The sequence below is a fragment of the Kitasatospora sp. NPDC057738 genome (assembly GCF_042798815.1).
Taxonomy (GTDB): Bacteria; Actinomycetota; Actinomycetes; order Streptomycetales; family Streptomycetaceae; genus Kitasatospora; species Kitasatospora lactacystinica.
This window is the reverse complement of sequence record NZ_JBHVJT010000004.1, coordinates 44,207-56,091: the sequence shown is the minus strand read 5'-3', so window position 1 is coordinate 56,091 and position 11,885 is coordinate 44,207. Positions and strand designations below refer to the sequence as shown.

The following is an 11,885-nucleotide window of genomic DNA, read 5'->3' as shown; positions in this document are numbered from 1 at the left end:
GTCTCTCCCCCGTCAGGTCACGCTCAGGGCGTCCTGGTTGATGGAAACGGTGGCGCCGACGAGCGAGATCGAGGCGCCCTGGCCGTTGCTGATCCGGATGCCCGAGTCGTTGATCACGATCGAGGCCCCGCTCGGTGTGCGGAGGGTGATCCCCGTGGTCGGGTCGTCGGACAGCACGATCACCCGCCGCCCGGTGGTCTCCAGCACCTGGTTCGGCACGCCCGGCGGGCCGGTCGTCGCCTCCGCCGGCACCTCGGAGGCGGAGCCGTACCAGCAGCCCGTCCAGATCGGATAGCTCTGGTCGCCCTGCTCGAACTCCATCCACACGCCCGCCCCCACCGGCGGGACGGCGTAGTGCCCCATTCCCGGGCCGGCCACCGGGAAGCAGGGCATCGCCCAGGTCGACGCGACCTCGCCCAGCACGTCGGGCACCTGGGCCTGGATGCGGCCGATCCCGAGCGGGTCGACGTTGTTCACCACCGTCCCCCGGAACTTGCCGAGGTAGCGGGTCGGTTCGGCCATGTGGGCAACTCCTGCTGCAGCGTCAGGGGATGACGGTCGGCTGGAGGGCGATCAGGCCCTCGCGGGTCAGTGTGAAGTTCTGGGTGTACGAGCCGCGCTTGAGGTTGTGGGTGACGCTCTTGACGAAGTACAGGCCGTCGTAGGTGAGTCCGGCGCCGCGGACGCCGACCAGCTCGCGCGGCCGCAGCACGTGGCCGTACCGGACGACGTCGAGCTGGCCGGAGCCCGAGACGGCGTCCGCCGACTGCATCGCCTTGGCGATGGTCTCGGCGACGGCCTGGGAGCTGTCCTTCTTGGCGGTGTCGGCGATGACCTTCTTCTTCAGCGCCGGCGCGGGCCTGAGCGCGAGCGGCGGACGCAGGATGCTGACCTCCGGCACCGGCAGGACGGCGGACACCTTGGTCGCCGGGAACTGGACGCGGGCCTCCGGCTCCTCGCGGGCGGTCCCGTCGAAGGCGAAGGTGAGCTGGTCGACGTTCGACAGCGCGTCCATGTTCACGTTCAGCGCGTGCTGCGGCACACCGAGCCGGATCTCCGGTCCCCAGTAGCCGCGGCTCATCCCGGGGGCCGGGCCGGGGTCGAGGTAGAACACGTAACCGTTGGCCTTCGCCAGCTCGTTGACGTACCCGAGGTCGGTGCCCTTCTGGAAGTCGATCCGCCGGGTCGGCATCGGCGTCTGCGGCACCAGCTCGGGGATGACCAGCGGCACGATGCCGTACTGCCCGTACTTGGCGATGATCGCGGCCACCCGGGCCGCCGGGGACATCGCGGGGAACGGCACGCCGGCCTGCTCCTCCAGGTCCATCAGCACCGTCAGGTCCTCGCCGGTGACGGTGAGCGTGGACTGGCCGGGCTGGTTGCTGATGCCGACCTCCTGGCGGATGATCACCCCGTCCATCAGCACGGTCGGGGTGCCCGTGACGGTCACCACCAGCACGACCCTGATCTTCGGGTCGAAGAAGCCGCCCGGCAGCAGCGCGGTGTTGATCAGACCGTGCTTCGACAGGTCGAAGGCCAGCTGGAACCCGCTGCGCTGCCCGGAGGCCACCGTGACCTGCGCCGACAGCAGCGCGTCGGTCACCGGCTGCGGCACCGGTACCGGGAGCTGCGGGCCCATCAGCAGGCTCAGGTGGATCGACCCGATCGGCCCGCCCCCCGTGACGGCCGAGGCGTCAGCCATTTCCCACCCCCGGCCCGGGCACCGCGCCGGGTAGCGCGATGGTGATCCGCCGGCCCGGGGTAGCGGTCAGCTCCCGCGGATCGAGGACCGGATTGGCGTCGGCGATCCGCCACCACTGGTCGGCGCTGCCGAGGTAGCGGTAGGCCAGCAGGTCGGGGCGGTCGCCGGCGCTGACGGTGTGCTCGGCGAGCGGGGTCAGGCCGTCCGTACTGGGCAACAACCGCCGCTTGAGGAAAGGGACTTGCCGCCCGTCCGGCTCGGTGTGCAAGCCGACCGGGACGCCGTGGTACCGGCTGGTCAGCGGGTACGGCGAGGGCGCGGGCAGCGCGTTCAGCGGGTCGTTGACCGTCATCAGAACCCCCCTCCGAGGCCGAGCGCGCTCAGCCGGCCACCGGCCGCCGTGCCGAGAAGCCGCTCCTTCTGCGCCAGGTGTGCGAGGTACAGCTCCGCCCCGCGGTGCCCGGTCGGCAGATCACTGACGGTCAGGACGCGCAGGCCGATCGCGACGGCGGCCCTGATCGGACTCAGCTCGATGTCGAACGCCTCCTCGGTGATGGTCAGTTCGGTCAGCCGCACCGGCAGGATCCGCTTCCCACCCCAGGTGAAGAGGGTCAGCGGGGCCTCGATCGGGGTGATCTCCAGCGTCCCGAGCGCGGCCAGCGCCTGATTGCTCCGCAGCTGCGCACTGGCCGGCTGCACCAGCAACTCCAAGGTGGCCAACTGCGGATGGATCCCGTTCGGCGCCGGCACCTCCAACTGATCGGTGGCGTCCAGCTCCGCCGTGAACTTCCACGTCTCCACGGCTGGGCCCTTCAGCCGCAACGCCTCCGTCCGGTCCCCGCTCCCGTCGGCTCCTGCCACCTGCGGGGCGAGCGACCGCTCCAGGCTGTCGGGGTTGAACTGCAGCACGACGATCCGCTGCGGCGTCCCCCGCTGCGGATCGACGATGACCAGCCCGGCCCTGATGGGCTTGGGGGCGTCCATGTACGTCACGTCGCTGCCATCTCCTCAAGCACGGACCGGGCGATGTCGGCCACCTCCTCGTCCTGCTCCTCGTCCAGCAGTTCCTCCAACAACGGCGCGTAGGCGGGCCACGGCTCGTACGTGATCGCCCACACGGCGTTCTTCCGGACCTCCGGCCGGTCGCTCCGCAGAGCGCGGCGGACGCTCCGGAAGAATTCCTCGTCGAATTCCACCGGTGCTCCCAGCCCCAGGCGCAGGACCTCCGCCGCGTAGGTGTCCGGATCCGCCTCGGGGTCGGCACTCCGGACGAGTTCGGGGAGCCGCCAGGTGTTCAGCGTGGACTCCGCGAGTTCCACCGTGCTCCGGATGACCTTCTCGTCCGAACCGGTGATCATCACATAGAAGAAACCGGAGAGGAGATCCTCGCAGTAGGTGAGGGCGATGGCCGGGCCGACGTACCAGGAGATCTGGCGGGGCGTCCATTCCTCGGGGTCCGCGGGAATGTCGATGCGCCGCGGCCAGCCGATCAGCGCGGCCAGTTCCTCCACGGCGGATTCGTCGGCGTCGTCCCGCAGGACCAGCCGTCGGCTTCGGTCGAAAATCTCAGTCATCGGTCGATCACCTCGGGGAGCTACTTCAGTCCGTACAGGTGGAAAAGCTTTTCGCGGATCCGGCCCTTGAGTTGTTCGAGAGTGGTGATCTCGCTTCCTTTCTCGGTCTTGATGTCAAGGGACTTGATCCACATCTGGATCACCAGGATTTCACGGTTGGCCAGCCCCTGGACGTTCTTTCCGTTGAAGGCCTTCTCGCTCGTGTCCGCACCCGATTCACGCTCCTTCGCGCGCTGCCGGTCGAGCGTCCTGGCCTGCTCCATGGCACCTCCCCCCTCCATCGGGAGGTACTTCAGTGCCTCGGCGACGGGCATCGCCTCGCCTCGGTGGACCCGCAGGCCGGGGAGGCTGGTCTTCGGGTCGGCGGTCGGGGCGACCCCGGAGACCCGGCTGCCCTCGGCGGCCATCTGCAGCAGCATCCCCGAGTGGATGATCGACCGCTCGTTCCGGTGGACCTCCTTGCCCATGATCAGGCTGCCGAGGAAGGCGGCGTCGCGCCCCACCTGGCCGTCGACCCGGCCGCCGGCGGCCATCGTCCGGACCCCCTCGACCACCTCGCGGTTGTGGTCGGGGTCGTTGAGGATCCGTTCGGCGATGCCCTCCTTGAACGTGCCGGCACGGTTCTTGCGGCCCCGGTAGCGCAGATGCTCCTCGGCCTGGCCGTTCTCGTGCTGCCGCTTGATCACGGCCCGCTGGAGGCGCTGGGCGCTCTCGACCGCCCGGAGGCTCTCCTGCTCCTCCTTGTCGGCACCGGCCGCGATCCGCTTCTGCTGGGCGTTCCGCATCTTGTTGGTCTCGCGCAGCACGGTGTGCGTGACGGCGGCCGGGGTCCGGTCGGGCCCGTCCTCGAACTCGAACACGTCGTGTGCGCTCTCGTTCGTGTACTCGAAGCCCGCCATGCTCGGGCCCTGATGGTTCATGAACCGGGCCATGGAGGCGAAGCCGACTCCCTGCGGGACTCCGAACCGCCGTTGGTCCGCCGCGGAATCGTCGTCCTTCCGGTGGATCCGATTCGCACCGCTGACGGTCCGGGAGTGGTCCAGGATCTCGGCGGACAGCTCGTCGAGCATCGCCAGCAGGTCCCGTTCGTCCAGGGTGAGCGCGTCGGTGAGCTTCACCTGCGGATTGAGGGTGGCCGTGACGGCGAAGTTCCTGTCGCCCTCGATGCCCAGGCTCGACAGCCGGTACCACGTGCGCATCGCGGCGAGCAGCGCCCGCAGCACCGGGCCCCGGACGCCTCGGTGGAGCAGGCGCTGGATCCGTGGCCGGATGCGGGCGGCGATCAGGTCGAGGCGGTTCTGCTTCGCCTGCGGCGAGTTCTCGTGGGCGCGGCGCTGGGCGCGTTGCTGCTGGCGCTTCCGCTGCCAGGCACCCAGGCGGTCGCGCTGCTTGCGGTAGGCGTCGCGGAGCCTGTGCGCGCCGTTGGTGAGGGCGCGGCCCAACTTGCTGTTGAGGAGCTTGCGGCCGAGGGTGCGGGCGGCCGTCCGCACCCGGTTGAGGGCGGCCTTGACGGTCTGGCGGGAGGCGTTGAGGGCACGGCCGACGGGGGAGACGGGGTGGCGGCGGGAGGCGGGCCTCGGGCGGGCGACCTCGCGGCGGGGGCGTCCGGAGGTGGTCGACGGGTGGTGCTCCGCGTGGCGGACGGTCTGCCGGGCGGGGCCCGTTCGCGCGGGGCGGGTGCGGCCGGGGGAGGGCCGCTCGCGCAGGGACCGGGTGGCCCGGCGCAGGCCCGCCCGGGCCTTGTTGACGGCCCGGCCGGCCGTCTTGCGGCCGCCCCGGCCGGCCCTCGCCAGGCCCTTGAGGATCTTCTGCGCGATCCCCTTGAGCTTGGTCCCGACCGCCTTGCCGGCCCCCTTGAGCTTGCTGAGCAGGAAGTTGGAGATGAAGTCCAGCAGCGCGACCACGCCCGCCGCGACCGCGTCGGCGAACAGGCACGCGGCCGAACCGGACTTGACCGCCTTGAGGAAGGTGACGAACTTCCCGATCGCGGCGACGATCTTGCTGATGGTGTTCCACGCCGCCACCAGCCCCTGGATGATCGCCATGATCGCGCCCGCCGCCGGCACGATCAGCGACACCAGCTTCTCGATCACGATCGAGACGATCATCCCGGGCAGCGAGGCGACGATCGCCTGCCAGGCCATCCGCCCGATCTGGGCCATCGAGATGCAGCCCTTGACCAGCACGTTGACGATGGTGGAGGTCAGGCCGACCACCGACTCGACCTTCTCGTTGAACCACTGCTTGACCGCGCTCTTGATCGCACCCCACAGGTAGTGCTGGATGCCGTCGATCGCGGCGCTGCCGAGTTTCTTCAGCCAGCCGCCCGGGTCGGAGGCGATGTCGCCGATCAGGACCGCGAACTCGCCGAAGACCGCGATCGCCTTCTGCACGAAGTCGATGGCGTCCATGACGGTCTTGCGGACCGCCTCGATCGCGGCCTTGAGTCCCGCCTCCAACGCGTTGATCAGCGCGTTCAGCCCGGCCGCCAGCAGGTCGAGCAGCTTGTTGACGGCGTTCTTGAGCTTGTCCGCCCACTCGTTGACCTTGGCGACGGCCTTGTCGCGCCACTCCTCGATCTTCTTGCGGAACCTGTCCCGCAGTTCGGGGAAGGCCGCCAGCAGCACGTCGCAGATCCTGATCAGCGCGTCCGCGAGCTTGTCGATCAGGTCGACGGCGAACTTCCGCGCCTGGTCGATCGCCCAGTTCGCGAACTTCCGGAAGCCGTCGATGATGTCGTTGATCAGGCCGCGGAAGAAGTCGAAGACCTTGGTGACCGCCTCGACCAGCGCGTCGAAGGCCGCCTTGACCTTGGACTTGACCCAGCCCCACCAGCCCTCGGACTCCTCCTTCTTGCGGTCCTTCTCCTTCTGGGCCTTCTCCTCGGCCTCCTTCCGCTTGTCCTGGATCTTCTGGTTGTCCTGCTGCTGACGGTCCTGGACGTCCTTGTCGGCCTCGGTGCGCTTCCCGCCGATCTGTTCGGTCCTGTCCTGGTGCTCCGCGGCGGAGTCCTGGTCCGCGGTGGAGACCTTCCGGTCCTGCTCGGTGCGCCACTGCTCGCGCTCGGCCCGGACCCTCTCCGCGGCCTCGCCCCGCTCGCCGGCCTGGGCCTCGGCGTTGTCGGCCACCGCCTGGTCGGTCTCGGCCTGGTTCTGCCGCCGCGCCTCGGCCTCGCCCTGCTTCCGCTCGGCCTGGGCGGAGCCCAGTCGACCCTGCCCCTGGCCGACCGCGGCCTGGATCTGCGGGCCGCGTTCCTGCTGGGTGACGATGCCGATGCCCGGCTTGGTGTCGGTCGCGCCGCGCGCACCGGCGCCCCCGCGCCCGCGGCCGCCCCCGGGGACGGAGGCGGTGAGGGTCTCCTTCGGCACGTCCGGGTAGATCCGGTCCTCGCCCATCGGCTTGGCGGCGTCCTCCCGGCCGACGCCGAGGATCCTGGTCGAGCTCTCCTTGAGCTTCGTGGCCTGCCGGTCGGTGCGCGCCGGGTCGCTCTCCCCGGTCAGCTCGACCTTGGGCGCCGGGCCGACGGTGGTGTTCAGCGCCGGGTCGGACGAGGGCACGCCGTCGACCGCGACCTGGGCCTGCTGGACCTCCTGCGGCGAGACCTGGTTGCCCGGGTCGTCGGCGACGTGCGGCGGGGCGACCCGGTCGCCGGGGTTGCGGCCCTCGACCTTCTTCTCCTCGGCCCGCTGCTGCTCGCCGTCCGCGCCCGGCGGGCCGACCCGCTCCAGCCGCTCCGTCACCGCCTCGGCGGGCGGCGCGGCCTCGGGCGTGCCGGACCGGGTCTGCGGGGCTCCGGACGGGCGCCGGACGGTCGGCGGGGCGGCCTGCAGCCGGGCCCGCTGCTCGCCGACCGTACGGTCCACCGAACCGTCCACGCCGTCCAGGGTGGTGGCCATCCGATCGGGCGGCAGGCTCGCGGCGGTGGCGAGCGCGCTCTGCGGGTCCTGGCCGGAGACGTCGGGCGGGACGGGCTTCTGCTCCTGCTGGGCCGGGGCGCCCGCCGCGCCGCCCCCCGCTGCGCAGCCACCGGCTCCGGCACCGTCCGGTTCCGCCTCGGTGGTGGGCTGCTGCGGGCCCGCGCAGGCGCCGCCGCCGGACTCCAGGGAGGCGTCCGGGGCGGGCCGGCCGGCGAGTCCGGCGGGCGCCTCGGCCTGCTCGGCCGCCGGACCGGGGGCGGTCTCGGCGGCGGTCCCGGGAGAGTCCGCGCCGGGTGCCGCTTCGGGCCCGCCGGTGTCCGGACCGGCGCCGTCACCGCCCGGGCCCTCCCCGCCGACCGGCCCTGCCGCGGTGGGCGCGGCCGTGCGCTCCGCGCCGCCCGGCTCGGGCGAGCCGGCCGGTTCGGGGGCCGGTCCGGCCTCGCGCGCCTCCTCGGCGGGGGTGTCGGGCCGCTGCGGTTCCACCGGGGCGGGCTCGGCGGCGGCCGGCGCCGGGGCGGCCGGGTTCGCGGTGGCTTCGGGGCCGATCTCCTGCTCGACCGGCTGTTCCGGCTGGAGGTCGCGGGCGCTGCGGTCCTCGGCCTCGGGGGCGGGGGCCGGTTCGGGGGCGGCCGGCGGTGCCGCCCCGGGCTGCGCCTGCTCCGGCGGTGCCGCCGCAGGCTCCGCGTCCTCCTCCGGCCGGGCGTCCCGCTCGGCCTGCACCTGGTCGGCCTTGGTCGCGGGCGGTTCCGGGAACTCCGGGGCCTCGGCGTTCCCGGCCGGAGTGCCGTCCGGTGACAGGCTGATCCGATCGGCTGTCGGGACGGCCGACATGTCGAGGTCGGATGAGGGCAGGAAGTCCTCGGGCGAGATCTCCGGCCCGGCGTCGGCTGACGCCGGCTGCCGGTCCTGCTCCTTGCCCGGTCCGTCCTGGACCTCGGACTCCGCGTCGGGTTCCATGCCCAACGGCCGTTCCTCGTCCGGGGTTTCGGCCTTCTCGTGGTCTCCCGCCAGCAGCCCGTGCCGAGCCAGTGGACCGTCCTCGGCCCGGGCGACCGCGTCCAGGCGCTCGGGCTTGACCGGCGCGGGCTGCGGCAGCGGACGGGCGGCGGGGTCCTGCGGCTTCGTACCGGCCGAGGGCTGGGCGGCGGGGTCCGGCTGCCCGGCTTCGGGAGAGTCCGGTGCGACGGCGGCCACGGGCTGGGCGGCGGCCTCCTCGGCCGGCGCGGGCGACTGCTCCGGGCCCGCGTCCGGGGCCGCCTCAGCGGTCGACGGCTGCGCCTGCCCAGGAGGCTGGGCCTGATCGGCCCGCGGCTGCGCGGCCTCGGCCTCCGGGGGTGGCGCCTGCTGTTCGTCCCGCCGTTCGTCCTGCTGCTCGCCCCGCTCCTCCGGGCGTTCCGCGTCACCGTGACCCTTGCGGCGCCCGCGCCGCCCCTTCGGGCCGTCCGGCTGCCGTGCCTCCTCGTCGAGTTGCCGCTGCCGGTCCTGCTCGCCGCGGTCCTTCCGGTCGGTCCGCTCGCGGTCGTCGGTGGTCCGGTCGGCGGCATCGGTGACCGGTTCGGGCGTCTGCGCGCCGTCCGGGTCGGCCGGGCGGTGCTCGGCGGCCTCGACCAGCTCCAGTACCCGGGTGTAGTCCGAGGAGGGCAGCCGGATCTCCAGGCGCTCCAGCACGGAGGCCTGCAACTCGGGGGCGAAGCGCGCGAGTTGCCAGCGGGCCCGGCCGGCGGAGTCGGTCGGGTCGCCGCGCAGTGAGCGCAGGATGCCGGCCGCCAGCCGGTCGACCAGGGTGGCCGGGTCGAGCCGCTCGGCGCGGAACCGGTCGGCGTCGACGGTCGCGTAGCGCAGCCACCCCGGCGTGGCACCCGGCGTCGCCGCCGTCGGCCGGTCGTCGCGCGCGCCGTGCTCCGCCTCCCGCTCGATCGCGTCCTGCGGCAGGCTGACCGCGCCCAGGTCGCGGCCGGCCCGCAGCGCGCCGAGCGGGTTCGGGACCTGGACGGTGTGCAGCAGCTCGTGGGTGAGCAGCCGCCGGCCGTCCTCGGCGGCGGGCCGGTACTTGCCCTCGCCGAAGAAGAGGTCCGGGCCGACGGCGACGGCGTCCGCGCCGATCAGCTCGGTCAGCGCGGCGGAGTCCCGGTCGGTGTGCACCCGGACCCGGCTGAGGTCGTGCCCGAGCCGCGCCTCCAGCTCCCGGCGCACGCCCGGGTCGAGCGGCTGGCCGGCGCCGGAGACGATCTCCTTGGGCTCGGGCGTACGGGCCTTCGGCGCCCGGGTCCTGCGCCGGGCCGCGCCCCGCTCGGTGTCCGGTGCGGAGTCCTTGGTCGCGAGGGCGGGTCGAGTCATGTCCGCCCCCGTCCCGGCGGCCGGCCACCGCCGGACAGCCCGGCGTGCACGGCGCGGGCGAGCGCCTCGCCGAGCCGCTGCGGTGAGGCGCCGGCCGGGAGCGGCGGCAGCCCGGAGAGCAGGTCCAGCGTGCGGTCGCCGCCGACCGCGAGCGGCACGCCGCGCGCCTCGACCAGGCGGGTCAGTTCGCTCCGGAACGCCGCCGTCAGCCGGTCGTGGTCGACGTGCGCGAAGCCGTCGAGGACCAGCTCGCCGATCTCGACCTCGATCCGCCCGGCGCCCCCGTGCCCGGGCTCGGCCCGTTCGGCGCCACCGGGCTCGGCCCCGTTCCGCCCGGCGCCGTCCCTCCCCGTCGCAGCCCCCTCGGTCAGATCCATCCGCCGACCTCCGAGGGCGTCAGCGAGCGCTCCAGCTTCAGGTACTCGGTGCGAGCGGCGGCCAGCAGGTGCCGCATCTGCATCGGGCAGTCCTCGTCGGCGGCCAGGAAGGCGGCGGACAACGCGATGTTGCGGATGGAGCCGCCGGCCACGGTGAGCTGGGCGAGCCGCTCCGGGTCGAGGCCCTGGCTGGGGGTCTCCTCGGGGATGACCCGGCGCCAGATCTCGGTGCGCTCCGGCACCCCGGGGAACGGGAAGTCGACCACGAACCTGATCCGCCGCATGAACGCCGGGTCCAGCGCCTTCTTCATGTTGGTGGTGAGCACGGCCAGGCCCCGGTAGGCCTCCATCCGCATCAGCAGGTAGCTGACCTCCAGGTTGGCGTAGCGGTCGTGGCTGTCCTTGATCTCGCTGCGCTTGCCGAACAGCGCGTCGGCCTCGTCGAACAGCAGCAGTGCGCCGCCGCGTTCGGCCGCGTCGAAGACCCGTCGGAGGTTCTTCTCGGTCTCGCCGATGTACTTGCTGACGACCTGCGAGAGGTCGATGACGAACAGGTCCACGCCGAGCTGCCCGGCGACGACCTCGGCCGCCAGCGTCTTCCCGGTGCCCGACCCGCCGGCGAACAGCGCGGTGACGCCGAGGCCGCGGCGCAGCACCGACTCGAAGCCCCACTCCTGGTAGACCGTGCCGCGTCGGCGGACGTGGGCGACGATCTCGCGCAGGATCGAGCGCTGGCGCTCCTCCAGCACCAGGTCCTCCCAGCCGGCCCGCGGCTCGACCCGCCGGCCCAGCTCCTCCAGGGACATCCGGGCCTCCGTCAGACCGGCGTGCCAGGCCAGCGGGCCGATGTCCCGGCCGTCCTCGGCCGCCCGCCGCGCCGTCGCCGCGGCCGCGCGGATCACATGGCCGGGCAGCGAGAACTGCGCGGCCAGCGCGCGGATTCCGCCCTCGGTGACCCCCGGCGCACCGTCCAGTTCCGCGGCCCAGATCGCCAGCTGCTCCTCGGGGCCGAGCGCGGGTACGGCCAGCCTGGCCCGGTCCGGGGCCCCCTCCGCCGGGAGCTCGTCGCCGGAGACGACCAGCGGCACCGCCAGGCTCGCGAGGAAGGCCTCCGTGCCGTTCGGGGACCGCGGGTGCTGCCGGCCCGGCTCGCCGCCCTCCACCAGGAGCGCGGCCGGGATCAGGATCGCCTCCCGCTGCCACAGCCGGGCGAGCTGCTCGCGCTCGGCGGGCTCGGTGGGCAGGTCCTCGCGGTGCGCGGCGTAGAGGCCGAGCCCGGCGCGGTGGGCCGCCGCCGCCGCGATCTCCCAGCGGGTGCGGCGGTCGGCGCCGGTCAGTTCGGTGTGCGGCGGGCCGGTCAGCCCGGCCGCGGTCCACCCCAGGGCCAGCTCGGCCGCGCACCGCTCGTGGGGCTCGGGCAGCTCGCCGGGCGGCCCGACCCGGGTGAGCAGGCCGTGCAGCCGCACATCCAGGTACGGCACGCCGACCAGGAAGTGCAGCACCCGCTCGTCGATCCGCAGCCGGGAGGTGGTGAGCGCGGTCTCGTCGTCCAGCTCGACCAGCCGGAAGCGGCGCAGCGGGCCGACCGGGGTGAGGGCGCTCCAGTGCGGCTGGTCCAGGGCGGCGAGGGCGAGCGAGAAGGTCGGGTGGGCGCGCCCGGGGTCGCCGCCGGCCGCGGCGCACCGGGCGGCGGCGGTGGGGTCGATCACGGGAGCGGCGGCCAGCACGAGGACGTCGCGCTCGAAGGGGGTGAGCCCGAAGGAGGCGCTGAGCGCGTCCAGGGCGGTGGTGGGCTGGCGCCGTCCGCCCCGGCGGCCGGTGGGCTGGTCGGACGACGCGGGGTCACCCGCGTCGCGGCCGGCCGCGTGCGCGTCGACGCGGTCGAGCACGGCGGCGACCGCGGCCGACAGCGCCTGCCGGTGCGGCTCGTCCGCCGGGCCGTCGCGGCCCTGCCTTCGACGCGTGCTCATCCGGGTCC

General features: G+C 73.6%; 8 protein-coding genes. All 8 read right to left on the bottom strand.

Annotated features, from left to right (window positions below):
* Positions 1–12 precede the first annotated feature (12 nt).
* Genes ACFVGO_RS03270 through ACFVGO_RS03235 form a run of 8 tightly spaced genes read right to left on the bottom strand, consistent with a single transcriptional unit; the run spans position 13 to position 11,877 of the window.
* The gene (locus ACFVGO_RS03270; protein ID WP_359900775.1) at positions 13–522 is read right to left on the bottom strand and encodes a phage baseplate assembly protein V; all 510 of its coding nucleotides are present in this window, start codon (positions 520–522) and stop codon (positions 13–15) included.
* A gap of 22 nt (positions 523–544) precedes the next feature.
* Positions 545–1,702 carry a hypothetical protein gene (locus tag ACFVGO_RS03265; protein ID WP_359900777.1) on the bottom strand — a complete coding sequence of 386 codons (1,158 nt, stop codon included), beginning with the start codon at positions 1,700–1,702 and terminating at the stop codon, positions 545–547.
* Positions 1,695–2,054: a hypothetical protein gene (locus ACFVGO_RS03260; RefSeq protein WP_380630750.1), complete on the bottom strand. Its 360-nt coding sequence runs from the start codon at positions 2,052–2,054 to the stop codon at positions 1,695–1,697. Before ACFVGO_RS03260 ends, ACFVGO_RS03265 begins: the two co-directional genes overlap by 8 nt.
* Positions 2,054–2,686, bottom strand: a complete 633-nt coding sequence (locus ACFVGO_RS03255; protein WP_380630794.1) for a hypothetical protein — start codon at positions 2,684–2,686, stop codon at positions 2,054–2,056. Before ACFVGO_RS03255 ends, ACFVGO_RS03260 begins: the two co-directional genes overlap by 1 nt.
* A gap of 5 nt (positions 2,687–2,691) precedes the next feature.
* Positions 2,692–3,276 (bottom strand): hypothetical protein, encoded by a 585-nt coding sequence (locus tag ACFVGO_RS03250; protein WP_359900783.1) that lies wholly within the window; start codon positions 3,274–3,276, stop codon positions 2,692–2,694.
* A gap of 20 nt (positions 3,277–3,296) precedes the next feature.
* Complete coding sequence (locus ACFVGO_RS03245; protein ID WP_380630747.1) at positions 3,297–9,530, bottom strand: DUF4157 domain-containing protein; 6,234 nt, start codon at positions 9,528–9,530, stop codon at positions 3,297–3,299.
* Positions 9,527–9,907 (bottom strand): hypothetical protein, encoded by a 381-nt coding sequence (locus ACFVGO_RS03240; protein WP_359900789.1) that lies wholly within the window; start codon positions 9,905–9,907, stop codon positions 9,527–9,529. The genes ACFVGO_RS03245 and ACFVGO_RS03240 overlap by 4 nt, the downstream gene beginning before the upstream one ends.
* The gene (locus tag ACFVGO_RS03235; RefSeq protein WP_380630746.1) at positions 9,898–11,877 is read right to left on the bottom strand and encodes an ATP-binding protein; all 1,980 of its coding nucleotides are present in this window, start codon (positions 11,875–11,877) and stop codon (positions 9,898–9,900) included. Before ACFVGO_RS03235 ends, ACFVGO_RS03240 begins: the two co-directional genes overlap by 10 nt.
* Positions 11,878–11,885: the final 8 nt, after the last annotated feature.